This is a genomic window from Solibaculum intestinale (assembly GCF_040096205.1).
GTDB classification, from domain to species: domain Bacteria; phylum Bacillota; class Clostridia; order Oscillospirales; family Acutalibacteraceae; genus Solibaculum_A; species Solibaculum_A intestinale.
On record NZ_JBBMFD010000009.1, the window covers coordinates 33,611 to 59,023 of the forward strand.

The following is a 25,413-nucleotide window of genomic DNA, read 5'->3' on the forward strand; positions in this document are numbered from 1 at the left end:
GCTTAATACCGGTTGTCAAAAATACGGGTGGACTTTTTCTCGCTGCGGGGCAGTTCCCCGATGGATACGGCTCTCGGTACAATGGTAATGCCGATCTTCGTCTTAAAATGCTGGCGTACATTGGTTTCCAGCGGCTCCCGGTCACCCGCCGCGTCGGTTTCAAAGAACAAAGTCATAATATCCTTGCCGTTTAAATGGTCGATCATCACCTGGTATTCGCTGCTGGCACCCTCGATGTCTCGCAAAAGCTCGTCGATCTGGCCGGGGAAGATATTGACCCCCTTGACCTTCACCATGTCGTCGGTGCGGCCGATGAGAGTGTCGATGCGGGGATAGGCTCGCCCGCAGGCGCATTCGCCCGGCAAGAACCTAGTCAGGTCGTGGGTGCGGTAGCGAATGAGGGGAGCCCCTTCCTTGCGCAGAGTGGTGATGACCAGCTCGCCGATTTCCCCATCCTTCACCTGCTCCAGGGTGTGGGGGTTAATGATTTCACAGTAGACGTAGTCATCCCAGTAATGCATGCCGCATTCCTCGTCGCAGCTCATAGCGATGCCCGGCCCGTAAATCTCCGTCAGCCCGTAAATGTCGTAAAGCTGTACGCCTAGTTCGTTTGCGATGCGCTTGCGCATTTTCTCGCCCCACCGCTCCGAACCGATGATTCCCTTTTTCAGATGGATCTGGTCCTTGACGCCCCGCCGGGTGATCTCCTCCGCCAGCAGCAGCGCATAGGAGGAGGTGGCTCCCAGCACGGTGGATTTTAAGTCAATCATCATCTGAATCTGCTTGTCGGTGTTGCCCGGTCCCATGGGGATGGCCATGGCACCCAGCCGCTCTACGCCTGCCTGGAACCCAATGCCCGCCGTCCAAAGGCCGTAGCCGGGGGTAATCTGCACCCGGTCGCGGTTGGTAAGCCCCGCCGTGCGGTAGCACCGCTCGAACATAACCGCCCAGTCCTCCACGTCCTGCTTGGTATAGGGGATGATGATGGGGGTGCCCGTGGTGCCGGAGGAGGAGTGAATGCGTACGATCTCCTCATCCGGCACCGCCTGCAAACCCAGCGGATACGCCTCGCGCAGCTCGTCCTTGTTGGTAAAGGGGAGCTTCTCGAAATCCTCCTGGCTTTGGATGGACGTTACGTCAAAGTCCCGAAACTTTTTCTGATAAAATCCGCCGTCAACAGCAGCAAGACGGCCGAGCTGTTTTTTGATAAGATCAAATTGTTCTTGCTTCATGTTCATTGTTTCCTTCCCCCAGTCACCGCTTCGGCCCCCGCCGCAAGCGCCTTCAGATTCATGGAGAGGAACCGCTCGGGCAACTTTTCCCGGATGGTATCCTCGATTTGCGTAAGCGTCACGGGAAGAACGCCGGCGCCCGCCGCTGCGCCAAGCAAAGCCACGTTCAACACCTTCGCCGACCCGCATTGGCGGCAGACCTCTTCGCCGTCCACCAGTATGAGCCGTTTTACCCGTTCCCTTAAAAAGGCAAGCATCCCCTCCGCATCGTAGGGGGACCCGGAGAGGGATGCCGTTACCGGCTGCACCGCCTTGGTGCTCACCACCATTGCGCCTTCTTCTTTCAGATAGGGCAAGCAGCGCACCGCCTCCGCCGGCTCAAACCCGATGACCACATCCGCCGTCCCCTTGGGAATCAGAGGCGCAAAAGCGTCCTCTCCGATGCGAACATGGCTGACCACGCAGCCGCCCCGCTGGGCCATGCCGATGGTTTCCGCCGTGTGGGCCGAAAGGCCCTCCTTCATAGCGGCCTGGGCGATGATCTTGGAGGCGAGGACGGTTCCCTGCCCGCCAACGCCCGCCAACATGCAGTTTTTCATTTTGCTTCCCCTCCAATCGCCCCGAAGGGACAGACCTGGGCACACACGCTGCACCCGTAGCACATGGACGGCTCAATTTTCACCTTGTTGTTTTCCAAAACCATCGCCGGGCATCCCAGCTCCCGGATACACCGCTTGCAGCCGGTGCATCTTTGAGCGTCCACCCGGTAGGTGGGTCCCGGCTTTGTCACCGCGATGCAGGGAGACTCGAAAATGACCGCCGATACGCCCTTGACCGCCGCCGCTTCCCTGACCGCCTCTACCGCCGCTTTCAGATCCAACGGATCGGCCTTGGCCACATGCCCGACGCCGACCGCTCCCAGCACCCCCGCGATGTCTACCTTCCGGGAGATTTCTCCCATCATGGTCTTGCCGGTGCCCGGATGGGGCTGATGCCCGGTCATGGCGGTGGTGGCGTTATCCAGCACAACCAGGACGATGTCGGTTTCGTTATATACGGCGTTGATCACGCCGGGAATCCCCGTGTGAAAGAAGGTGGAATCCCCGATAAAGGCGAAGTTCACCGCATCCGGCTCGATGCGGTGAAGCCCCTGTGCCACCGTCACCCCCGCGCCCATGCAAAGGCAGGTGTCCACCATGTCGAGAGGGCTGGCGTTTCCCAAGGTATAGCAGCCGATGTCCCCGGAAAAGACCGCCTTTTTCCCCTTCATCGCCACCTTCACCGCGTAGAAGGACGCCCGGTGGGGACATCCCGCACAGAGAACCGGTGGGCGCACGGGCAGAGAGGGAAGAGGCGCTCCCATTGATTCCTCCTGTGGTAGCCCCAGGAAGGAACGAATGGCTGTGTTTGCGATTTCGGTGGAATTTTCCCCGGCGTTGGGGGTGTGCCCGGTGAGCTTGCCGCAAATCCTTACCGGCAGATGATGCTTGCCGCACAAATAGACAAGCTCCCGTTCGATCACCGGATCCAGCTCTTCGAGTACCAGCACTTCATCGAGCCCCTCCAGGAAGGAGAGGGCCAGCCGTTCGGGGAAGGGATGTGGGGTTGCCACTTTGAGAAACTTTGGACATTTGCCCATCTGCGCCAGGGCTTCCTTCGCATAGGAAGCGCTCACACCGCCCGCAGCAATGCCTTTTTTGCCGCCGCCGGTCACTTCATTGAACCGGTAAGCGGAAAAGTCCTCCCCCAGCACCGGCCAGCGCGCCTCGATCTTTTTGTGGTTTTGATAGGTAAGCCGCGGGAAGATGACCCATTTGGAATCCTTGAGAAACCCTTGCGGCGTGATTTTTTTACGGCCGCCGTCCATCTCGATGGACGCGCACCCGTGACAGACCCGGGTGGTAGGCCGCAGCAGCACGGGAGTTTGGTATTTTTCCGAATAATCGAAGGCGTCCGCGATCATTTCAAACGCTTCCTCCGGAGAAGCGGGGTCAAAAACCGGGAGCTTGGAAAACCGTGCGAAATGCCGGGTGTCCTGCTCGGTTTGGGAAGATATGGGGCCCGGGTCGTCGGCCGCCACGATCACCATGCCGCCCTTAACGCCGATATAGGCCAGACTCATCAGTGGGTCGGAGGCCACGTTGAGCCCCACCTGCTTCATGGTCACCATCGCCCTGGCACCTGCGTAGGCTGCTCCGGCCGCCGCCTCCATCGCCGCTTTTTCGTTGACCGACCATTCCACATACACGTCGCCCGGATTGTGTTTGGCCACCGTTTCCAGAATCTCGGTGGACGGGGTTCCCGGATACCCGCATACAAACCCCACACCGGCGCGCAGGGCGCCCAGGCCAATGGCCTCGTTGCCCATTACCAGCTGCTTCGCCATTCAAAAGACCTCCCTTTTCGTAAGAAAAAGCGCCTGCCCTTGTAAGCCAAAAGCCCAAGGACAGGCGCGAAACCTGTAAAAATGCCACCTTGTTTTGCCTTCCTCAAAGGGAAAGCCTGTGCTTAAAAGCGGGATGCCAGCACATCCCTCATCTATAACGCCGATGCTGCGTCGCCGGTTACTGGCCGTAAAACGGCCCTGTTCGCCGCGCCCTCCGGAGCCCATTTGTCTGCCTCGTATCCGCCGGCATCCCAGCCCCGCCGGCTCTCTGTGCGACCGCTTTGCAGTTTTACCTCTCCATCGCAGGTTTGTTCCTACAAAGTATAACACCCTTCGTCCAAATTTGCAACCGGCGCAAACCGTCCAAAGCGCAGAAAATGGACGTAGGGGAACGGCGGCGTCTTTCTATGGCGGACAGTAAGCAAATAGTAATTAATACCTGATGCTGCGCTGCAAAATGAATCAAACTCTACTAAAACATGAGTTTCATATTAAAGTCGGCAAATCAATGGTAGAGAAGATGTTCCTTGCTTCTGGATATAGTGCCCAACGAAATGCTGGGTGTACTTCCCATTCATATCCAAACTCGACACATTCCGTTGAAAGGTAATTGTTATCCTCAAAATATTTGCGGTCAATGTATCCGTCGCGCAAATCCTTCCTAGCTACTAAAAAATTAATTTTATACATAAAGGTAAGCAGTTCTTTTGCTGAGGCGATGCGCCCATCAGAAAACACAAATTTGCCACTCTGCATGATTCCAGATATCTTATTTATGATTTGTTCCTCAGGATATTTGTGAGAGCCAGACAATTTCTTTTGCTCGTGGCTTGGTTTCATACCCAACAAAAGGCGCCTTATCTCTGGCAATTCGTATCGATGTTCATTGATCGTATCTTGCAAACGGTTTTGCGAATACCGGGAAAAAACGCATTCCCAATCAGTGGTTTTAATTGTCTTATTGCGATTATTGCTGGCTTCGCGTGCTGCCTGCGTACATAAATTAATCAAATCTCTCGGTCTTCTTCTTGTTAGAGATAAAAGGATATAATGAATTGGGCGATTGTTCCATTTTCCTTCTCCCATAAAATGGCTGTCCATAATTGGATATAAATATTTAACTATTTCAAATTGTGGCTTTTTCAGTAAAGTAGTTTCTGAAATAGGCCTTCCTAAGTAGCTTTGTACACGCTTTGCTAAAAAAACCAACAATTCATGTTCGGTCCAAGTAAGCCATATTACATTTCCCTCAATTTTATCTGTCGATTCATCGGCAGTGCGTACCAAAAAATAAACATCGCTACGCAGACTAATTCGAAACTGCAAACAGGGAGACTCGTTCGTAAGATCGCGTACTGCATTTAAAAGTGCTGCAATTCTTTTAATATTGCTGTTCGTACCTTCCCAGGCCCTATCCAAATCGTCAATATAGATCACGATTTTGTGATTGGAAATATATTTTTTTGCAATTAATTTTTTGGATTTATCTATATCAACTTTACCGTCGATTCCTTTTACTATGGCTGTAATTTTGTCTATCAGCTTCATTCCCTTTTCAATAGCGGCATTTGCAAGTGGATAATCCGTCTCAATGTGAAATTGTTGCATCACTAATTCCACAATGCGGGAATTAAGCCCAGATTTCCACTTTTCTATTAAGCTCAATGGATTTTTATCTTCATCCACTTGGCACAAATCGGCAATATCATTGGGACGAATCCATAGCGATAGCACATTATGCTCCAAGTTCTCTTCATAAGACATTCTAAACAAAGCTGATTTTCCAACGCCTTTATGCGCCACCAGAATTCTTAGCGGACGATCGTTGTGAATTTTTTCGTATGTTGTGCTTTTAAAAAAGCTATTTTTAAATCGCACTTTTTCTTCATCTTCTGCTGCTAGTTCACCAAATAATCCTGTAATCTGATCTTCTGTGAAGGTTATATTTACAGACATGCAACATCTTCTTTTCGCTGATCCCAATTGAAATACTCATGCGGTACCCAATGCGTCTACAATCATCCAAAAGGATCGTTTTTATTATATCATAGTTGCCCTCTGATAAGATACCAAAATTAATCTAAAATCCGGAAAATCAGAGCGTCGTTTTGATAATGGTATTCGCATTTCCTTATCGGTTGTCTCTTTGCGGTGCCTTCCTGGTTTAGAAGCTGGCTTGCGCTCACCCGGTTGTGGAAGCGGGCTGCTTCGCAACGGGCAAAAACAAATAATCCGAACCTGTTTTCTATTGGAAACAAGTTCGGATTATTCTGATTAAAGGGGAATTTTAGATGCTGCGTGAGAGCATATTGCTTTCAAAAAAGAAAGAGCCTGGAACGCAAATTGCGTCCAGACTCAGTCTGCTGGTTGCGGAGGCAGGATTTGAACCTACGACCTTCGGGTTATGAGCCCGACGTCTAACGCATATTTTCACGTTTTTTGTAGTAAAAACCGTATATTCTGTCTTTATATCGACGTATTATCTGTATATTTATTATAATTTTTCCTTACTCTACACCGCTATAGCGGTATCAGTAGCGGTCAAAATGAAGGGCAAAATAGGAGTGAGGAAAGGAAGTTGAATAGAAAATTTCTATCTAATTTTGTAATTTTCCAGTACGGCAGAAAGGACAGAAAAGGTGAAAGTATGTGTAAGGTAATATGCACCGCCACCTGTAAAGGTGGGGACGGAAAAACGACCTCCACAGTAAACATAAGCGCATACATATCAAAAAGGAAAAAGGTCTGCGTGGTGGACCTTGATCCGCAGCATAGCTTGACTACCCATTTTGGGGTGCGTCAAAGTGAACTCAAAGCGTGCAAGACCATCTACGACATCTTCTTTTATCTCATCGATCATGATGACATTGACGATGAAGAGCTGTCGGAATTGGTTCATTCCTGCGTTATCCATACCAGCGAAGTGGATCTGATTCCATCCACCACAAAGCTGGCAAGGCTGGTAAAGCTTTTACCCAGCGCCACCAATTGTGAGCATCTTTTGGAGTACGCGCTCTCCTTTATAAAGGAGGAGTATGAATATATCTTTCTGGATTCTCACAGCGGATTTGATTTGTTTTGCCATAACGCCTTGGCCTGTGCGGATTCCGTTTTGATTCCTGTAGAAGCCAACATATTCGGCTGTGAAGGGCTGGGGGAAGTGCTCCCCATCATCAACGGCCTGAAAAAACGCATGAATCCTCACCTGTCTATCGAGGGGATCCTCTTTACAAAATATCGTGCCCGGACGAAGAACAATCAAAGCTTCCGTGAATTGGTTTACCGGGACTTTGGGAATATCCATATCTTTGCCCCTATCATCCCGGAACGCACATCGGTAAGCGAGGCGCCTAGCTTCGGTATGTCCATCCACGAGTACGCACCGAACAGCGACGCAGCGGCGGCCTATGCCGAAGTAGCAGAAGAGGTGATGTCCCATGCGTAGAAGGGCAATTGTAGACCAGGTACAAAACCTTTCGCTTCTAGAGGAAGACAGCGATTTCTTTTCCGATGGAATAGAAGAAAAAGCAGTCAAGCGAAAAGAGGAATCATCCTATCCCTGTGTGTTGTTACCAACCGACTGTTTGGAGGAATATCAGGACGATAACTTTGAAAAGATCACAGGAAGGCCGCAGCCATTTCTCCCGTATTCCGAAGAAGATATGGACCGGATGGTAGAGAGTGTGCGGGAGCATGGTGTGCTGGAACCCATTACCGTGCGTCCAACGAAAGGTAAAAAATATCAAATCCTTGCCGGCCGCAACCGTTATCGCGCCTCAGTCATTTGCGGTCGAAAAGAAATCCCGTCCATCATCCGTGAGGACATTGACGACCAGCAAGCAGCCCTTATTATGTTGGACACAAATCTTCGCCAAAGAAGGAACCTATCCTATAGCGAACGGGCCTATGCCTATCGGATGAAACTGGAATTGACCAGCTCCCAAGGAAAGCGAAACGACTTATCGGATGCAGACGATCCCTCTATGCGGAAAGATTCGCTGGCGGAGGCAGGAAAAGAGAATAAGGAAAGCCGGCGTATGGTTGCTTATCTCATTCGTTTGACCTATCTCATCAAACCATTGCTGGAAGCGGTGGATCAAAGAACCCTGTCTTTCCGTGTCGGTGTCAAGTTGTCATATATCCCGGAGGAACTTCAAGCGTTTCTGTTCTATCAGATTATGCCACAGTATGGAAAGATCAAAATGAAGCAGGCCGATGCTGTCAAAAAGCTGGTAGAGGAAGGGACCGCTTCTCAAAAGACGATTCAGCGCGTTTTTTATGAAGCGGCAATGGACAAGCAAAATATCCGGAAAATGACCATTCAGCTGCCCGACACTTTGTCCTATGAGGAGGCGCAAAGACTGTTTCAGAGCTTCCTGGAGCAATATCAAAAATAAATTTCATACCCAAAGCAAGCCTGCCAACAGGCTTAATATATAGAAGGGTTAACGAAAGTTGGTGTATATGATGAGACCAGCATGGAAATATACGGCCATGGCGGTCATGTTGTTGCTGGGAATAGCGGGATGCGGGAATCAAAACACCCCTGAGAGTTCTACATCCTCGTTGCCCAGTGGAACAAGCTCTGCTTTTATGCTCGTCGAAAGAAGTGGGCAGGACAGTGAATCAGCATCATCTGACGATAGATCGACAGCGGGAAACCCAGACCCGACATTCTCATCAAAAGGAAGTGATACCAGCAGGGAATCTTCCCAAATTTCAGAAGGTTCCAAACCAGGATACCGGGAGGATCTTTCGCATCTTTCCTCCCGGCAATCCTCCGACCAGGGGAGCGGCGGTGAAATGCATCCTCCTTCTTCAAATCCCCCGTCAAGCTCAGAAAGCAGCGATTCTCATGGGGGATGGGGTTCGTCTCCATCGGCTCCAGACCCCTCTTCATCGCCGCCTGCCCCATCCGAATCCTCCGAAGCATCCCCTTCCTCCTCGGCGACTCCAGAACCAGACCCCATTCCAGACGACTTGAAGCCCTATGTTTATCCATTTGATATCGCCGCTATTCAATCCGACCTGATCCGGTATGGGGAAACCCTCGGCATGGTCCATCGTCCTACCCATCCGGACGGCACGTTTCGGACGCCGGATAATTGTTCTTGGTGGAATCCATATACGTTGTCCGCCAGCAGCAAAAATCCTGCCCTTGTGAGACGGCAACTGTATGAGATGGTGGAATACGATAAAAACAAATGGGGATTGCAGGACTTTGCAATCTATATAGAGGGTTCTGGCGGTCAATATCTCGTGTATATGCTGCACTAAAAACCAGAAAAAGCTCCTTGCCGGATATTCCGGCAGGGAGCTTTTGTTATTGAGAAAGAAGGTTTTTTATGAAAAGAACATTATCTCACCGGATTTTATCCGCCGTTATCAGTATCATCCTTTTGTTTACCCTTGTTTTCAGCGGGACAGTGGCCTCCGCATGGGAATCCACCGAGGGCGTCGTGTGTAGTTCCCGGTTCGGCCGGCTAATCATGGGATCGGATGGGCTGCCGTTCCATTGCCCGGCCAACTATCCGGTTATGCTCTATGACGAGGAAGGCAACACCAGTTATTCCACGTCGGCCGGCGACCGTGATCATCCCCACATGTACCTGTATACGGAACTCAACGTAGACGAACAGTGGGTCTACTGCATTGAAGTGGGCGTATCCTTTGGTTCGTCCAACAATGGATACACCAGCGTCAACGGGGAAAACAGCCGGTTTTTCATGAATCTTCCCCGGGTTGCCCAGGAAGGCATTATGCTGGCAACCGTGTATGGCTTCCAGCATGGAAAGCCTTTGCCTATTTCCGGCATTAACGAGGACGACTATTATTTTGCCACCCAAGCCATCATCTGGGAATACCAGCAAAACCTCCGCACGTCCCCCACAACATTGCAGGACAACGGCCCCATCCCAGCCACTCAGTTTTACGATCAGCTGAAAGACCGGCCGGCGGAAGCTGCCTACAACTGGATCCTCACACAAATGGAGCAGCATTCCAAGATCCCCAGCTTTGCAAACGTCAGCTCCTATGAAGCCCCAACCCATACGATGCAGTATGATGCCCAGTCCGGGCTGTATTCCGTGACATTGACCGATGAAAATTTGTCGGATGTGGATTTACAAGCCTTGTCCGAGGACACCCACGGTATCTCTGTCACGCGCAATGGAAACAGCTATACCTTTACCACTTCCAATCCCATCACCGAGCCGGTCAGCATCCTTTACCGAAAAGACCTTCCGGTATACGGCAACCCCTTCCTGGTCTGGGGACATGTCGGATATCAAACCATGTGTACCGGCGTTAAAGACCCGGTTCAGTTCTATGTCAATTTCCAGACTGAGAATACCGGTACTTTGGATATTGTCAAAAAAGCCGATCCGGATATTTCGGTTGCAGGATGGCAGTTTCGGATTGAAGGAAACGGAGTGAATCAGGAAGTAACCGTCGGGGAAGACGGCCGGATCTCCGTTCCTGGTCTTACCGCCGGCACCTACACCATTTCTGAAATCAATGTCCCGGACTATTACCACCAACCGGAGAGCCAGACGGTAGAAGTCCTACCGAACCAGACCACTGTTGTGGAATTCTTCAACCAGTACCAGAAGGGCGGATTGGTCATCGAAAAATCCTCCGAACAGGATGTTATGACCCAGGACGTCCAATTCCGCGTGGTTGGTCAATGCGACAACGGCAAATCATACGACCAAATCCATGAGACAGATGCCTCGGGCCGCATTGAACTGACCGATCTCTACACCGGAACGTATACCGTCACAGAATTAGGATATCCAGAGACCGGCATCCCGGATTGGATCGTCGCCCCCACCGATGAAAATATCCGTGTCAACGGCGGGGAAACCAGTACGGTTGAAATCTATAACGAACTTAAAAAGGGAAACCTTTCGATCACAAAAGCGTCGGAAGACGGCAACTTTATAGAAGGCATCGGCTTTCACATCTTTGGAACCACCGACGCGGGGATTCTCTACGATGAAACCTTCTATACCGATTCTTCCGGAGAAATCTATGTGGAAGATTTGCCCATTGGAACCTACACCGTAGAAGAAGTTGCAGAAACGGTCAACGGCAATTACCAGATTGCCGCCTCACAAGTGGTGGTCATCAAAGGGGACGAAACCACACAGACGCAGTTTTATAACGCCCTCCATAAGATTCCTCTGCGAATTGTCAAGGAATCGTACAATGGAAAGAATCTGGAGGGCATCCAATTCCTTGTGAAAGGAACTACCTCCACCGGCGAGCCTTGGGAGAAGACCTACACGACCAACGCACAAGGCGTTGTGGATGTCAAAGAAACCGATCCGGACGCTCCGCCCTGCGGTACCTATACCGTGTCGGAGGTAGAATCCAGCGTCAACATTGGATATCTTCTGCCGGACAGCCAAGAGGTTACTTTCACATACGGAGATCAGCCGGAACTTCATTTTTATAACGACAAAAAGGCCGGCGACGTTAAGGTGGTAAAGACCGACGATCTAAACAACCATTTTGTAGAAGGAATGGTGTTCCGTCTGAAAGGTACTTCCTATGCCGGAGATGAAATTGATTGGACGGCAACCACCGACAAAGACGGTGTCGCTGTATTCCATGACGTCCCCATCGGGAGCTATACCTTATATGAGGACGATGTCCCGGCCTTCTTTGTGACCCCGGATCCCCAGGAAGTAACGGTTGTCTATTCAGAGACTTCTGAAAACAATTTTGAAAATGTGTCCCAAAAAGCCAATCTCAAAATCGTCAAACAGAGCACCGACATGCAAAATATTGAAGGTGTCCCCTTCCGGATCGTCGGTATCCCTTATGCGGGGGAAGATTTTGCCTATGACGAAACGTTTTATACCGATGCAAACGGAGAAATCTATGTGGAAGGGTTGTTGGTGGGAAACTATTCCGTCATGGAATTGGATAGTGACGTAACCGTCGGATACATTAAGCCCGGCAGCCAGGAAGTGGAACTGACCTATGGGCAAGACAGTACCGTCACCTTCTTTAACAAACTGATCGAAAACAGCATCAAAATCGTCAAACGGGACGGGTTTAACGACCAGCCCATGGAGGGGATCTTGTTCGGGCTTTACGATTCAGAAGGCAATGAGGTCACCCGCGGCCGGACCGATGCAAACGGAACCCTTACATTTGAGAACATTCGGTACGGCGAGTATACCGTCCGGGAACTGGAAGGGAAGACGGGATATTATCCTTTGGAGGCCGGCCCGCAGATTACCGTAGAAACCGATGGCCTGACACAAGAAATCCCCATTGTCAACGACCGCATCCCCTGTGAAATCCGCGTGTATAAAACCGACAGCCATACAGGAGAGCCTTTGCCCGGCGTCACATTCGGCTTGTTTGACTTAGAGGGAAACCTAGTGGAAAAGGCCGTCACTGGTGAGGATGGTTATGCCCGATTCTCTCCGCAAGTGTGGGGACAAACCTTCCAGATCAAAGAGCTGGAAGTCCCGGTAGGATACCAGCTGTCCGATCATGTGGAAACGGTAGAAATCCAGCCTGGAGAAACCGAACTGCAATTCCAGTATGAAAACGACCGCATACCTTGTGAAATTCAGATTTACAAAACAGATGGGTATACCAAGCTGCCCTTGGCCGGAGCCGTGTTCGGTTTATACGACGCAGAAGGGAATTTGATCGAGCAGAAGGCCACCGATGAGAATGGATATATCCAATTCAGCCCGCAGCTATGGGGACAAACCGTGTTTATCCGGGAGATTTCGGCCCCGGAAGGATATCTGGTCAACGACAAGATCGAAGAGTTTGAGATCAAAGCAGGGGACGAAAGCGTTACCTTTGAATGGGAGAATGAGCGCCGGCCGGTGGAGATTGTGGTACACAAGATAGACGAATCCGGCTTACCGTTGGCAGGCGCGGAGTTTGGCCTGTTTGACGCACAGGGAACCCTTCTACAGTCCGGGATCACCGACGAAACCGGCGTCATCCGGTTTACAAACAACATTTGGGGCCAAACGGTCTATCTGCGTGAAATCAAAGCACCGCAAGGGTATGTTCTCGATGAAGCAGCCACCGAAATTGAATTGAAACCCGAAGATACTGTCTTGGAATACACCAAGGAAAATTACTGGATTACCGGAAACATCCGCATTGTCAAAAAAGATGGTTTGACCGGCAATCCTTTGTCCGGTGTAGAATTCGGCCTTTACGACGAAGCTGGAAACGAGGTTGCCCGCGGTGTTACTGGCGAGGATGGAGCTTTGCTTCTGGAAGGAATCCGTTATGGGACCTATGAGCTGCGGGAATTGGCTGCAAAAGACGGATATCAGAACCTTTCTGCACCCTTGCCGGTCCAAATAACGGAGAATGGGCAGACCATCGAACTGGAGGTGGAGAACGAACCCATACCGGAAGTGCCAGACACGGGTGAGGAGTTCCCGGCCTGGCCCATTGCCCTGTTGGTGGTATCCGCAACAGCCTTTGTCTTGTTGCTGGTGATCCGCAAACAGAAACAAAGAATAGGATAACCATTGAAAATGATGAAGAGCAAGGCCAAACAAATTTGGCCTTGCTCTTTTTCCTATCAGGAGGTGGCTGAATGAGAAAGTACTATTTATCTTTTGTGGATTTGTCTGAAGTGATAAATGTGACGGCAAATCCAGATCAAATTTCCTGGGCACTGGATCAACTGCGGAAATCGTATTTCATCGATAATCTAAATGAGCCCAATCGCATACAAATCGGGAATTTTGCCGCATCGATTTTTCCATCCTTTTTTGATAAGCTATCCATCCGCATTGCACACTGGCAGGGAGGGATTTTAAGTGTCCATCAGACGCTGCATAAGCTGATGGACATGGAAGATTACATAGGCATGTACCTTTATCTTGTAGTTATGTATGGATTCCTCATGTGGAAAACACCCGACCATCTTCAGCTCCTGGCGGCCAATCCCCCTGCGCTCCAATGCTATATGGAAGCCTTTTTGGAGCTGTTCGACAATGCATTACGGGAAAGGGAGGCGAAAACGGAGAATGTCCCGTGAAATTTATCATTATGTGGATTGCAATGGGCATCGCCCAGTAGACCAATTTATTGAAACCCTTGCGCCGAAACAGCAGGAGAAGATTCACTCCTTGCTTTTACAGCTTCATGACCATCCATTGCAGCCGCCGCATGTCAAGGCGATCCGAAATGGGAGATACAAGGGATTGTATGAACTGCGCAGCCGGGTGAAACAGATGGTCCGGATTGTTTTTTCTTTGACGGAGGAAGGATCCATCATTTTGCTGCATGGTTTTATCAAGTCGGACAACCGATCGATAAACCGGGCCATGGAAATGGCACGCATCCGTCAATTTGTCCTGTCAAACGGCGGGGCGCAGATACAGAAGGTCCCATTGACCAATTAGGAGGGAAGCGTTTGAAGAAGGTAATTCAAAAATGCGCCCGCCTTGTTGTTTTCATTTCAATTTTAACATTGTATTGCACATCGACGGTGTATGCAGCAGGTGGGGACATGTTTACGGTGGCCGACGATATCATCCGGACCGTATACAACAGCATTGCCGGGATCAGTACGGCGCTGGCCGGATTGATGTCGGCTGTAGCGGTTATTGGGGCGAAGATGTCCAACAACCAGCACAAAGTGGATCAGGCATGGGATTGGCTAAAACGCGTGTGGATTGCGTGGGCGGTTATCAACGGCATCGGCGCATTCATCGCTTACGTGCGTCCTTTACTCGACGGATACAACACCTTGCCGTAAGGAGGTTGAGGCAAAATGCTGGAAGGCATTATAAAAGGGCTGGTACAGTGGATCTACAGCCTGTTTATCGACCTCCTTACCTATGTGGCCAACGCCCTGCTGGGCGTACTTAATACAGACTTAACTTTTTTTGAGCAATCCGTCCCCATTGTCCTCGACCTCTATTCTGTATTTGTAGCGGTGGGCTGGGGGCTGCTTATCGGGAACTGCGTGTTTCAATGTATGAAATCCATGTTTTCCGGTTTGGGGTTTGAAGGGGAATCCCCGGTCATCCTTCTCTGCCGGACTGGCATCTTCGGGTTCCTATTGATCTTTTCCAAAGAAATTTGCACGATTGGGCTCGGCATCGGAAAATCAGTCATTGACTTAATCGGTATCCCGACACATGTCGCGGTCACTATGCCGGACGAAAGTTTCTTTGCCGTAGGCGCGGCGTGGGTGCTGGTCATAATCATCGGCTTTATCCTGGGATTGCAGCTCATTAAGCTCTTCCTGGAAATCGGGGAACGCTACGCCATTGTAGCGGTGTTGACGCTTCTGGCCCCGTTGGGCCTTGCTATGGGCGGCAGCAAAAGCACCAAGGAAATCTGCGCCGGATATATCCGCTGCTTTGCTTCCATGATCCTGATGCTGGTTCTCAACGTCCTCTTTCTACAGCTGATCTTATCCGGCCTAGCCACCATGCCCTCTGGTGACCTGGTGCTGCCTTGGTGCGTGCTTTTGGTAGGATTGGTGCGAGTTGCCAGGAAGGTGGACAATACCATCAGCAAAATCGGCCTCAATCCAGCCATCACTGGAGATCCGTTGGGCAGGGGGACCGGGGGCATGCTGGTTATGACAGCAGCCCGTACCGTCCTTTCCTCCGTAATCCACAAGGCGTCTGGATCAAAATCTCCATCTCGGCCAAGCAGTGGCGGCCGTCCGGCGGTTGCAGGTTATCATTCCGCCAACAACTATACCGGTGGAGCCAACACACAGCATTATGCTGGAGATTCCAGCACCTCTTTCGGCAATCAGAGCAGCAGCTATACCGGAGGGAATTCGCAAACCCATTCCAATCAATCTTCTGCACAAAATCAGACGTCCGCACAAAACAATCAGAATACACGGTTTGGAGCCGCCAATACGACGACAAATACAAACACCCGTCAGTCCAGCCAGAATGGGAGCCAGTCCTTCGGCCATTCCAATGCACAATCAAAATCCAACGTCCATTTTGCCGGCGGGACAACCGTAAATGCCAACCGGTTTGGGACGGTTCCGCCTTCCCGCAGTGGAAACAATGCCTTCCACAGCCCCGGCCCGGGTCCACAAAACACAGGGAATATGTCACCGTCGCCTGCGCCTGCCGCAGCACCGGCAGCAGAATCGGGAAGCCATAGCCCTGGAAACGATTCCACCAGGGCCGCTGGAACAAGCCCAGCGCAGCCGAATGTCCGCGCCTTCCCAGGAAGTCGAAACCCCACATCCTCTGGGCAACCGGCATTTAGGCGCACACAGGAGAATTCCCGTCCGAGCGCTCCCGCATCCTCCCGTCCCTCTACATACCCAGGGGCAGGAACATCAGGAGCCTCCAGGCCGATAAATCGATCCTTTACCCCGAACGGGTTCCATTCGGCACGGCCGATCCCTCAAGGACAAAAACCGGAACCGAAAGGTGTGCCGGAACAGCCTCAAAAGCAAGAGGAGGGTTCCAATGAGTAAAAGCGGTGCACAAAGACTGGGTGATGTTGCCCAGCTTGCGGACGCCATCCGAAGGATCATCCTTGCCGCCCTAAGGGGAGGATGGCAGGCCGCTCTACTAGAAGCAGCCAAACGTTTCTGGCCGTATATCCTGGTGATTGTGCTGGTGATTATCATGCTGCCGGTCATTATCTTTTGCTGCCTGCCGTCCATGATGTTCGGTTATGACAGCACCTCTGATCAAGAGGTTGGAGACCTAACGGCCCAGGCGGAGACCATAGCCGGATATTACGCCCAATATGAGCAGTATTGCACCCAAAGGGTAGAGGAAATACAAGATTCGGTGATAAACGATGGAGAGGAAGAAGCCCAGAGCAGCCCGGATGTATCTTCCTCAGAAGATTCCGAAGAAGATACGTCGGAAAACGTGGACTATGAAGTGGTCATAGAAGGCGGCCCTATGGAACAGAATTGGTTTATCGCCCTTTACTCTGTACATTGTGGGAACGATCTTCGGAACATGAACGAGGAAAGTATCCGATCCTATGTGGCCGACACCATCCCGTATACCGTTACTGAAAAGGAAGAAGAGGAAGAAGCCGCTTCTTCCGATCCTGCTCAGACGGTGGAGGAAGCAAGTTCGCAAGCAGGGGAGTCCAGTTCAGAGGCGGAAGGGTCTTCTCCTTCGGAGATGTTATTGACCATTACCTATCTGACGCCGGAGCAAATTCTGGAGAGCTTTTCAGAGACCGACCGCAATTGGGCGGAATTGATGTATAAGACGCTGACTGGACAGGGAAGCTCCAGCTCTGTGGTTTTTCCGGATACGGGAACCGGGCAGCTGGCAAGCCCATTCCCGGATGTAGACTGGAGGAGTGTTCTGACCTCCGGCTATGGTTCCAGGACCGATCCCATTACCGGGGAACCGGGTAATTTCCATACCGGAATTGATCTTGCCAGGCCCACGGGAACCGGTATCTATGCAGCCGAGGCCGGCACGGTTATCACCGTTAAATACAATACGACCGGTTATGGATACCACGTCATAATTGACCATGGAAACGGCCTGCAAACCTTGTATGCCCATTGCAGCGAACTGCTTGTCAGCGAAGGCCAGCAGGTACAGCGCGGGCAGTTGATCGCAAAAGTTGGAGAGACCGGACGGGCCACCGGCCCCCATTGCCATTTTGAAGTCCGCTTAGACGGCGAGGACGTAGATCCTACCGGTTATCTTTCATAGAAAGGAGAAAAGCATGGAACCTGTACATATTCCAACCAACTTTACCGATGCCGGAAAAATCTTAGGGATGTTCCCCATTCGCAATACGGTGGAAGCAGTTGCTCTCGGCATTCCCACCCTGATGCTTTTGCTGTCCATCCTGCCCTTCGGCCTGGTGTGGAACCTTGTGGGATGTTTGATCGTGATCGTCCCTTTGTGTGGTTTTGCTCTGATGGGAATCCGGGATTACAGCTTGCTTACCTTTGTGCGAGTGTATTGGAACTGGAGACGGAACCGAAAAATTCTTATCTACGGAGGTGAAACGGCTATATGCCCCAGAAAAAACGCTTGCCGGATCTAAAAACACTGTTGTTGGGTTCTAAAAAAATGGAATCCGGCTCCTATGCCCGGTATCCAAATGGAACGCAGAAGCTGGCGCCTGTGACGGATATTGAAAAAGGAGTCATCCGCACAGAAGACAATCGGAATGTAAAGCTGTTGGAAGTGCTGCCCTGTAATTTCCATTTAAAAAGCGCCATGGAACAGCTCAACATCATTCACTATCTAGCGTCCTATCTCAAGATTTCCCCTTCCTTTCTCCAAATTCTTGTACGTACCCAGCGTGCCGACATCGACGCTTATTGTAAGCAGATGGAACGGCATTATGAAATGGAAATCAACGAGAATTGCCGGGAAATGATCTATGAGGACGCCCAGCTGGTCAACTATATGGCCGAACATGAGACCGTAACACATAAGTTTTATATGTCCTTCCCCTACCAGGGAAGCGCGCAGGATTTTGAGGCCATTGCCGGGGAACTGGCCGACCAAGCGGAAACAGCTTATCAATATCTGGACTACTGCAATCTGGAAGTGCTTCGGCACGAGGATTACGATAATTTCCTGTTGAAAACCCTCTACACCATTCTCAATAAAAAGCAGGCGCGCCATAGGGATTTGGATGCTTTGGCCGGGATGTTTTCCCCGGTCTACGGGGAGCCTGGCTATACAGGGGAGTGGACGGAGGAAGAGGAAGCCGGCCGGATGTCCTTACAAGACCTGCTATCGCCCAACGAATGCGACCTGACCTCGAAAAAGTACGTGCTGATCGACGGTGTCTATCACGCCTATTTCTTTGTGGCCGGGTATGGCTATCCTACCCAGGTAGGGCTCGCGTGGCTTTCCCCTTTGATAGAGATGGGCGACGGGGTTTCCATCAGCTTTTTCCTGGAACGGAAAAACAAGGAGGAAATGCTCCCGAAGGTGTCTAAGACCACCATGATTAACCGATCCCGGATGCGGGATGTGGGAGAAACCCGCACCGACTTCGAAGAATTGGACGACGCCATTGACAGCGGTATGTATATCAAAAATCAGATGAACCGGGAAAATGAGGATTTCTATTATATGCATACCTTAATTGAAGTCATTGCAGACGATGAGGAAACGCTGGAAAAGCGTATGTCCAATGTGGAAAACCAGTGTAAGTCCATGGACCTGATCATACGTAGGGCCGACTACCGGCACGAAGCTTGTTACCGTTCCATGCTGCCGCTGGCACAGCTGGACCCGGAGATTGCAAAGCTATCCCGAAGGAACATCCTTACCTTTGGGGCAGCTTCGGCTTTCCCATTTTCCTCGTTTGAGCTTTGCGACGATACCGGTGTCTTGCTGGGCGTCAACCTGTATAACAATTCTACTACGATCCTGGACCTCTACAACACGGACCGGTACAGCAATGGCAACCTGGCAATCTTCGGAGCCAGCGGCGCAGGCAAAACATTTACCCTTTTGTTGCTTGCTATGCGGCTGCGGATGTGCGGCGTTAAGGTGTTTATGATTGTACCGGAAAAAGGGTTTGAATACCGTGCGGCCTGCGAAGCCATTGGCGGGCAATATCTAAAGATCTCACCGGGATCGGACGACAGCATCAATCTCATGGAAATCCGAAAGCTGACCTTGGATATCGACAGCGATATGAGGGACGGGGCTTCCCGGAACGATTCGGTCCTTTTGGAAAAAGTACAGGTGATCCATACCTATCTTGCCTTACACTATCCCAACATGACGCCGGAGGAATCCTATCAACTGGATACCGCCATTCTGGAATGTTACAAAGAGTTCGGCATTACAAAAGACAATTCTTCCCTTCTCAAGGAGGATGGATCGTTTCGGGATATGCCGGATTTTACCCACCTGTATCCCGTCCTCTTGAAGTACCCGTCTTTGAAAAACATCGCGCTTGTGGTGAAAAAGCTAACGGAATTCGGCTTTGGAAGACAGACCAACGTAGATGTTCATTCCTCTTTTGTGGTACTGGACACCAGCTCGGCGCAAAAAGAGGACGTGAGTGCCTGTACCTATCTAGCGACTTCCTTTATCCGGGACGAATTGACCAGCTCACGTATTCGGAAAGTCGCCATAATCGGGGATGAATTGTGGAAGATCGCGGGAGAAGAGGGCAACGAGCAGGCGGCGGATTTTGCGATCGAGCTGATTAAAACAGTACGTGGATACGGCGGCGTCTTCATTTCTGCCACGCAGAATACCATCGACTACTTTGCGCTGCGCAACGGCAAATTCGGCGACGCTCTTTTGAACAACAGCCGTCTGAAATTGTTGCTGCAAATGGAAGAGGCGGAAGCAGTAAAGCTGCAAGAGAAGCTGGGGCTTTCGGACGAAGAAACCATGCAGATCGTACGGTGCAGCCGAGGGCAAGGGCTTTTGTGTGCAGGGAAAACCCGCGTCCATGTGGAGATCCGGGCATCTCAAAAGGAATATGACCTGATTACCACCAACCGGGCGGACTTGGAAAAACGAAAGGCGGGGACGGCGGATGGACAAGGATAAAGGGACGCTCCTGAAGATGAACAACTGCATATTGTCCGCCCAAAAATGTGTGGAGGCTCTGCTTCGAGAACAAGTTTCCCAGCAGAGATTCAATACCTTTTTGGATGCCGGTATTCACCAAATGGAGCTGGCCTGCATTGAAATGAGGCGCCTGGTGGAACAGGCACGCATCCCTGTTTCCACCTCGTACACGGACGGCGAATTCATCAAAAAGGAGGTGTATGGGTATGTAACGGTCTTGGACACCGGATGGCTGCACATCCGGCTTAATACCCTTCTTCCACGTGACCACTTTTTTGGTGGGACGGCTTATCTGTCCGACAGCATTACCCGGCTTTTGCGCCGCTTTCAATCGGGCGGAGGCACGGTCCCTTTCTACGACCAAGCATTTCTTGCCATTGTGGAACACTGCGATGTGGAGACCTGCCGTGCTTTCGACCACGACAACAAAGCCTTCCAGTCGGTCATCAATGCACTCAAAGGCCGGGTTTTCCCGGACGACAACCAATTTGAATTATCCCTTGGCCTGTTTACCCGTTTAAGCCCGGAAGCCTGCTGCCACATATATGTGTTGCCCGTAGAAGAGGCGGGGGATTTCCTGTTTTGTATGCAGGCAAACGAGGTTTGACCCCTGTTTGTTTCCGGCCCCAAAGGGCTCCCTTTTGGATGGCCGGGAGACCGATGCAACAAGCACAGGAAAGCATACCGGTTTTGCTTTGCGTATCAGGTTTTTCCTCTATATATTTTGTCCAAAACAAGCAGGCTTACGTTGGGAGGTGCGGATGATGCTTTTTTCAGTAGAGGAAATCGAAGCGCTTCGGTTGTGTGCCTGGTGCAAAGACTTGCCGGTTGCGTGCGGCAAATACCTCGCAGAAGAGGCCGTTGCTCTTCTGCGAAGCATTGGATACCTGCGGCAAAGCCGGTGTGGGCAGAGTTATCGTGTAACCCTCCAAGGCTACGCGTTTCTGGATTCCATCGGCCTGCACTATGAGCCGGACAGGCAGTACCGGGGACAGGGAGCAGTATTGACGCGACGGTTACAGATGGCGGAGCTTGTCCTGTTCTTTTACCGGATGGGCGCCAACGTTTTTCTGGATGCACTAGAGGCAGGCAGCAAAATCCCCTCTTTTCTCCCGTCCTTTGCCCTGCGCCGGAAGGCGGCATCCAACCTTCTGGGCGGTTCCCGGTTTGCAGGGATCTGTTATGGCGCAGACATCGCCTTGATCCCTTATTACCTATCCGACGGCAACGACGGCCTGTATCCTATGGCAGAGGAGCGCATTTTTACGGCCGACCGCCTTTTGATGGGGCGCAAACCTTTTGTCGTATATACGGGAAAACCCAGCCTGGATGGAGTCATAACGGTATCTCAAAACTCCAGGGATAGGAAAACGAAGTCAACTACCCAAACATTTGCGCAGGCAAGCCGGATGTTTTCCTGCGGTGTGGGATACGTCCCTCTCACTCAATGGGGGCTTCGGCAACTGCGTATCCTGCTGGAGCCGGATTACCGCACCCGGCTGGCAAAAAAGCTGCTTGGATCCGCATATATGCCCGCCGCTGATCGCCCCTGCGATGCTGTCCATCGCACCACAAAAGAGCCGTATCTCGTTGGGATCGGCTGCGATTTCAACCAATTTGAATCTGTGGTTAACGAAGGGGTTACCGCTCATATTATCCTGCTCGCCAACCAGCTTACAGCGGTGGGAAAATACCTACAAGGAAGGAATGTGATCCTTCACCCATTGGAGCTGGAGGTGGTGGAGGGGCTTCTTCAGATCCCTTCCAGCCTTCCTTCTCCAAATCAATCGCCTTTTCTTACCCAGAAAGGAGGGTATGTGCATGTTCCGGCTTTCTTCCAAGCTCGAAAAGCTGGAAAGCAAATGCAGTGAGCTTTATCAGAAACACAAAAAGGATATTCCGAAAGCCATTGGGATCGGGTTCCTCGCCGCCTATTTCTACGGCGCCGTTATCCATTCCATTTCAGCAGGGATCGACAACACTTGGAATTCTTCAAACGAGCCGTTGTTTACCTGGGATCCATTTGTAAACTTAGGCGCTCTCTTTTCTCCTACCGGGTTAGGGATTACGGCCTTCCTCGTTATTCTCTATTGCCTCTTTACCAAAAAAGGGTACAGCCTCATATCCGGGTACAAAACCAAGTTGGACAAGCAGAGAAAAATTGAAATCCTGCCGGAAGGGACCCACGGGACCTCCGGCTGGATGGAACCATCCCATATCAAAGAAGTGTTGGAGGCCGGCCCACTCAAGGAAGTAACGGCGCCGCTGTTTGGAAAAACAGACAAGGGTACTTACGTGGGGCTGAAAGATCAGAGAGGGTTAAACAACAACATTATCGTATACGGTGCTCCTGGTTCCGGCAAAAGCCGGGGATTTTGTATGCCATTTGCGTTGCAGGCGGCCAGGCGGCGGGAAAGCATCATCTTTGCCGACCCAAAGGCGGAATACTACGAAACATTCTCCGACCATTTCCGCGCCCTCGGGTATCAGGTGCGGGCATACAATTTGTTGGATTTAGAAGCTTCCGACGCCTGGAACTGCCTGATGGATTCGGCTGCCGACGTGAACCTGGTACAGCAGATAGCGGAAACCATCATCCGCAACACCTCCACCGAAAAGGAAAGTCAGGATTTTTGGGCGACGGCGGAGAAAAACCTCCTGATGGCGCTGATCCTCTATGTCCAAACCATGACGGTTCCGGGAACCGGGGAGCTTCTTCCACCAGAACAGAGAAGCCTGGGGACGATTTATCAGATCCTCGCAACCACCAGTGTCAACGAACTGGATGCACGGTTCCGGTCCTTGCCCCGAGGGCATCCGGCTTTGCCTCCCTACGGCATCTTCCGCCAAGCCCCTCACAACATCTGGGGAAATATTTTCGTGGGTTTAGGCAGCCGTCTCAATGTTTTCCAAAACAAGCTGGTGGACAGCATCACCAAATACAACGAAATCGATTTGGAACTGCCGGGGAATCAACCCTGCGCCTATTTCTGCATCATCTCCGATCAGGATTCTTCCCTGCGTTTTTTGTCCTCCTTGTTCTTTTCGCTTCTGTTTGTCCGCCTGTCCAATTCTGCGCGGAAACAGCCCACCCGCAAACTGCCGGTGACCGTCAATGTCCTGCTGGATGAATTCTGTAACATCGACGTCATCGATTTTAAAAAGATCCTGAGTACCGCCCGGTCCCGCAACATCAACATCCAGTGTGTGGTGCAGAGCGTGGCGCAGCTGGCCGACCGGTACCCCAAAACCGAGTGGGAGGAGATCGTAGGCGACTGCGACTATCAATTGCTCCTTGGCTGCAACGACAAAATGACGGCGGATTTCTGGTCGGCCCAGTGCGGGGATGTGACGGTGCGAGTGAATAACGCAAACGTCCCGATGACGCCGCTTTTTTCCCCGGTACTCAACACCACCCGGCCTTATGTACACGCCAAGACCTCCACCGGGCGTCCCCTCATGATGGCCGATGAAGTAAGGCGGCTGCCCCGGGATCAGGCGCTCTTTTTGATGCGCGGGGAACTGCCGCTGAAGCTTTTTAAGATTGTCCCGGAAGAGCATCCGGATTTTGAGAGGTTACGGTCGGTCAAGGCGGTGGATTACGTCCCCGGTTGGCGCAAAAAAGAAGGACTTTGTGCAACCGTTGCACAAAGTCCCTCGCAGGATTTTGAAGCCCATATCCCAAAGCCGGAGGAAAGCGGCGAATACATCCCCACACCGGAGGAACTGGACCTGCATCCCCCGATTGACCTTTCCAAAGGCATCGACTGTAAGACCCTCACCGAAGTTTCTCCCGATGAGATTTAATCTCATCCTTCGATCAGGAGAAGGTTCTTTCTCTTGTCAACCAGTTGTTTGAGTTCATCGGTAAATCCGCTGATGCTGAACAGGACATACCACTCCTTACGCCCGGTGCGATTCCAGTCTACCAAAGCGGCCTTCTTCTCCAAGGCGTTTAAGATATTGATCCCAACCGGGTTTTTCCAGAATTTGCATTCCCCAAAAATGATGTTTTTTCCATCGTCGTCGGTGGCCACTACATCGATTTCTTCCCCTTTGTTGTCCCACCACCGTCCTACACGGGCAAAGGTAAAATCCCAGGTGCCTTCCCCCGCCAACTGCCACATCCGCTGCCGGCAGATGTCCTCATAGACAAAGGCGATATGGTTGTCCACTAGGTTCTTTCGGATTTTATCCATGACGATCTGTTCCTGGTCCGATTCCAAAAAACCGATGTTGGGGTAGACAAACCGGAACCAGAACAGAAGGAAATTGTCTTTGATCTTGTATAACCCTTTTTTGCTCTTTTCCGGATCCTTTTCCGTAACCGGGACCTCTCTCTCCAGGATGTCCAGATTGATCAAAGTCCGCAGATATTTAGACAAGCTGGTCTGTTTGACCTCCAATGCGCCGGCGATCTTCGATAGTTTATGGTTCCCCTGCGCAATGGTGCGGATCACGGAGAAATAGCTCCCGATTTCCGTCACTTCCTTCTGAAGCAGGAAGGTGGGTTCGTCATACAGGAAACTGGAACGGTTCAGGACATTGTTTTGAATGGCCTGATAAATGTCGGTATCGTCATAAAACAGCTCGATGTATTTCGGAACGCCTCCGGTAATGCTGTAATATTCGATCAATTCCTTACGGGATTTACCCGGGTAAAAATCCTGGTAGTATTGAAACGGGATCTGTTTGAGTTTAATTTGCGCGGTTCGGCGGCCATAGAGAGGGCTGCCGTAATTGAGGGTTTGATCCTCCATCATGGTGATGAGGGAACCGCACAGGATGACCATGATGTTGGTATCCTTCAGTTTTTCCCAGATCTTTTGAAAGATGGACGGAAAGGCAGGATTGGCCTTGCCTAAATACTGGAATTCATCCAGAACAATCACTTTCTTTTGAAGGAGCGGCGTTTGGGAAATGGTGTCAAACAGGATCCCCCAGTTATCGACGGATGCGCTTTTGAGTAGGGGGTTCGCCAAATATTCCGCGGCCAGTTCTTTAAACTGGTTGCGGTTTTGCGCCTCCGACTCTTCTGTCGCAAGAAAATACAGAGCATGTTTTCCCCTGATAAACTCGGAACACAGGGCGGTTTTCCCAACGCGGCGGCGGCCGTATAGGACGACGAAAGACGCCCTGTCCTTGGCATACTCGGATTCCAACGTGGCCAGTTCTTTTTCCCGGTCGACAAATTTCTTCATGGCAGACACCTCCATGGAATTATTATACCTCAGATTATTATATTTACAAGTATAACCTG

19 protein-coding genes are annotated in these 25,413 nt (G+C 51.1%); 14 read left to right on the plus strand and 5 right to left on the minus strand.

Going from position 1 to position 25,413, the window contains the following annotated elements:
• Nucleotides 1-2 precede the first annotated feature (2 nt).
• The 4 genes from WMO26_RS06865 to WMO26_RS06880 form a co-directional block, all read right to left on the minus strand.
• Nucleotides 3-1,238 carry a phenylacetate--CoA ligase family protein gene (locus WMO26_RS06865; RefSeq protein WP_349219174.1) on the minus strand — a complete coding sequence of 412 codons (1,236 nt, stop codon included), beginning with the start codon at nt 1,236-1,238 and terminating at the stop codon, nt 3-5.
• The gene (locus WMO26_RS06870; RefSeq protein ID WP_349219176.1) at nt 1,235-1,831 is read right to left on the minus strand and encodes an indolepyruvate oxidoreductase subunit beta; all 597 of its coding nucleotides are present in this window, start codon (nt 1,829-1,831) and stop codon (nt 1,235-1,237) included. The genes WMO26_RS06865 and WMO26_RS06870 overlap by 4 nt, the downstream gene beginning before the upstream one ends.
• Nucleotides 1,828-3,618, minus strand: a complete 1,791-nt coding sequence (iorA, locus tag WMO26_RS06875) for an indolepyruvate ferredoxin oxidoreductase subunit alpha (protein ID WP_349219177.1) — start codon at nt 3,616-3,618, stop codon at nt 1,828-1,830. The genes WMO26_RS06870 and iorA overlap by 4 nt, the downstream gene beginning before the upstream one ends.
• A gap of 486 nt (nt 3,619-4,104) precedes the next feature.
• Complete coding sequence (locus WMO26_RS06880) at nt 4,105-5,574, minus strand: P-loop ATPase, Sll1717 family (RefSeq protein ID WP_349219178.1); 1,470 nt, start codon at nt 5,572-5,574, stop codon at nt 4,105-4,107.
• A gap of 691 nt (nt 5,575-6,265) precedes the next feature.
• On the opposite strand from WMO26_RS06880, the gene WMO26_RS06885 reads away from it, so the two are divergent.
• The 14 genes from WMO26_RS06885 to WMO26_RS06950 all read left to right on the plus strand — a co-directional run bounded on the left by WMO26_RS06885 (nt 6,266) and on the right by WMO26_RS06950 (nt 23,960).
• Nucleotides 6,266-7,063 (plus strand): ParA family protein, encoded by a 798-nt coding sequence (locus WMO26_RS06885; protein ID WP_349219180.1) that lies wholly within the window; start codon nt 6,266-6,268, stop codon nt 7,061-7,063.
• Nucleotides 7,056-8,015 carry a ParB/RepB/Spo0J family partition protein gene (locus WMO26_RS06890; protein WP_349219181.1) on the plus strand — a complete coding sequence of 320 codons (960 nt, stop codon included), beginning with the start codon at nt 7,056-7,058 and terminating at the stop codon, nt 8,013-8,015. The genes WMO26_RS06885 and WMO26_RS06890 overlap by 8 nt, the downstream gene beginning before the upstream one ends.
• Nucleotides 8,016-8,112: 97 nt before the next feature.
• Complete coding sequence (locus WMO26_RS06895; protein ID WP_349219182.1) at nt 8,113-8,895, plus strand: hypothetical protein; 783 nt, start codon at nt 8,113-8,115, stop codon at nt 8,893-8,895.
• 68 nt (nt 8,896-8,963) lie between these two features.
• The gene (locus WMO26_RS06900) at nt 8,964-13,139 is read left to right on the plus strand and encodes a SpaA isopeptide-forming pilin-related protein (RefSeq protein WP_349219183.1); all 4,176 of its coding nucleotides are present in this window, start codon (nt 8,964-8,966) and stop codon (nt 13,137-13,139) included.
• Nucleotides 13,140-13,210: 71 nt separating this feature from the next.
• A complete protein-coding gene (locus WMO26_RS06905; RefSeq protein ID WP_349219185.1) occupies nt 13,211-13,657 on the plus strand; it encodes a hypothetical protein in 447 nt (148 codons plus the stop codon).
• Nucleotides 13,647-14,024, plus strand: a complete 378-nt coding sequence (locus tag WMO26_RS06910) for a type II toxin-antitoxin system RelE/ParE family toxin (protein WP_349219187.1) — start codon at nt 13,647-13,649, stop codon at nt 14,022-14,024. Before WMO26_RS06905 ends, WMO26_RS06910 begins: the two co-directional genes overlap by 11 nt.
• Nucleotides 14,025-14,035: 11 nt before the next feature.
• Complete coding sequence (locus WMO26_RS06915) at nt 14,036-14,380, plus strand: hypothetical protein (protein WP_349219189.1); 345 nt, start codon at nt 14,036-14,038, stop codon at nt 14,378-14,380.
• Between the two features lie 15 nt (nt 14,381-14,395).
• Nucleotides 14,396-16,084 carry a hypothetical protein gene (locus tag WMO26_RS06920; RefSeq protein WP_349219190.1) on the plus strand — a complete coding sequence of 563 codons (1,689 nt, stop codon included), beginning with the start codon at nt 14,396-14,398 and terminating at the stop codon, nt 16,082-16,084.
• Complete coding sequence (locus WMO26_RS06925) at nt 16,077-17,303, plus strand: M23 family metallopeptidase (protein WP_349219191.1); 1,227 nt, start codon at nt 16,077-16,079, stop codon at nt 17,301-17,303. Before WMO26_RS06920 ends, WMO26_RS06925 begins: the two co-directional genes overlap by 8 nt.
• A 13-nt stretch (nt 17,304-17,316) precedes the next feature.
• On the plus strand, nt 17,317-17,643 hold the full coding sequence (locus tag WMO26_RS06930; RefSeq protein WP_349219192.1) for a hypothetical protein: 327 nt from the start codon (nt 17,317-17,319) through the stop codon (nt 17,641-17,643).
• Complete coding sequence (locus tag WMO26_RS06935) at nt 17,613-20,132, plus strand: VirB4 family type IV secretion system protein (RefSeq protein ID WP_349219193.1); 2,520 nt, start codon at nt 17,613-17,615, stop codon at nt 20,130-20,132. The genes WMO26_RS06930 and WMO26_RS06935 overlap by 31 nt, the downstream gene beginning before the upstream one ends.
• Nucleotides 20,119-20,760, plus strand: a complete 642-nt coding sequence (locus tag WMO26_RS06940) for a DUF6100 family protein (protein WP_349219195.1) — start codon at nt 20,119-20,121, stop codon at nt 20,758-20,760. Before WMO26_RS06935 ends, WMO26_RS06940 begins: the two co-directional genes overlap by 14 nt.
• Nucleotides 20,761-20,914: 154 nt before the next feature.
• Entirely contained in the window at nt 20,915-22,024 is a 1,110-nt protein-coding gene (locus WMO26_RS06945) for a hypothetical protein (RefSeq protein WP_349219197.1), read from the plus strand.
• Nucleotides 21,975-23,960, plus strand: coding sequence for a VirD4-like conjugal transfer protein, CD1115 family (locus WMO26_RS06950; RefSeq protein WP_349219199.1), 1,986 nt, complete (start codon nt 21,975-21,977; stop codon nt 23,958-23,960). Before WMO26_RS06945 ends, WMO26_RS06950 begins: the two co-directional genes overlap by 50 nt.
• Before the next feature lie 2 nt (nt 23,961-23,962).
• Here WMO26_RS06950 and WMO26_RS06955 read toward each other — a convergent pair whose 3' ends face one another.
• Complete coding sequence (locus WMO26_RS06955; RefSeq protein ID WP_349219201.1) at nt 23,963-25,354, minus strand: DUF234 domain-containing protein; 1,392 nt, start codon at nt 25,352-25,354, stop codon at nt 23,963-23,965.
• Between the last annotated feature and the right edge of the window lie 59 nt (nt 25,355-25,413).

Coding starts and splice junctions, on each gene's coding strand:
- WMO26_RS06895 (WP_349219182.1), top strand. CDS start 8,113: ATGGCGGTCATGTTGTTGCTGGGAATAGCGGGATGCGGGAATCAAAAC.
- WMO26_RS06920 (WP_349219190.1), top strand. CDS start 14,396: ATGCTGGAAGGCATTATAAAAGGGCTGGTACAGTGGATCTACAGCCTG.
- WMO26_RS06910 (WP_349219187.1), top strand. CDS start 13,647: ATGTCCCGTGAAATTTATCATTATGTGGATTGCAATGGGCATCGCCCA.
- WMO26_RS06885 (WP_349219180.1), top strand. CDS start 6,266: ATGTGTAAGGTAATATGCACCGCCACCTGTAAAGGTGGGGACGGAAAA.
- WMO26_RS06950 (WP_349219199.1), top strand. CDS start 21,975: ATGTTCCGGCTTTCTTCCAAGCTCGAAAAGCTGGAAAGCAAATGCAGT.
- WMO26_RS06900 (WP_349219183.1), top strand. CDS start 8,964: ATGAAAAGAACATTATCTCACCGGATTTTATCCGCCGTTATCAGTATC.
- WMO26_RS06870 (WP_349219176.1), bottom strand. CDS start 1,831: ATGAAAAACTGCATGTTGGCGGGCGTTGGCGGGCAGGGAACCGTCCTC.
- WMO26_RS06940 (WP_349219195.1), top strand. CDS start 20,119: ATGGACAAGGATAAAGGGACGCTCCTGAAGATGAACAACTGCATATTG.
- WMO26_RS06955 (WP_349219201.1), bottom strand. CDS start 25,354: ATGAAGAAATTTGTCGACCGGGAAAAAGAACTGGCCACGTTGGAATCC.
- WMO26_RS06945 (WP_349219197.1), top strand. CDS start 20,915: ATGATGCTTTTTTCAGTAGAGGAAATCGAAGCGCTTCGGTTGTGTGCC.
- WMO26_RS06930 (WP_349219192.1), top strand. CDS start 17,317: ATGGAACCTGTACATATTCCAACCAACTTTACCGATGCCGGAAAAATC.
- iorA (WP_349219177.1), bottom strand. CDS start 3,618: ATGGCGAAGCAGCTGGTAATGGGCAACGAGGCCATTGGCCTGGGCGCC.
- WMO26_RS06925 (WP_349219191.1), top strand. CDS start 16,077: ATGAGTAAAAGCGGTGCACAAAGACTGGGTGATGTTGCCCAGCTTGCG.
- WMO26_RS06905 (WP_349219185.1), top strand. CDS start 13,211: ATGAGAAAGTACTATTTATCTTTTGTGGATTTGTCTGAAGTGATAAAT.
- WMO26_RS06890 (WP_349219181.1), top strand. CDS start 7,056: ATGCGTAGAAGGGCAATTGTAGACCAGGTACAAAACCTTTCGCTTCTA.
- WMO26_RS06935 (WP_349219193.1), top strand. CDS start 17,613: ATGCCCCAGAAAAAACGCTTGCCGGATCTAAAAACACTGTTGTTGGGT.
- WMO26_RS06865 (WP_349219174.1), bottom strand. CDS start 1,238: ATGAACATGAAGCAAGAACAATTTGATCTTATCAAAAAACAGCTCGGC.
- WMO26_RS06880 (WP_349219178.1), bottom strand. CDS start 5,574: ATGTCTGTAAATATAACCTTCACAGAAGATCAGATTACAGGATTATTT.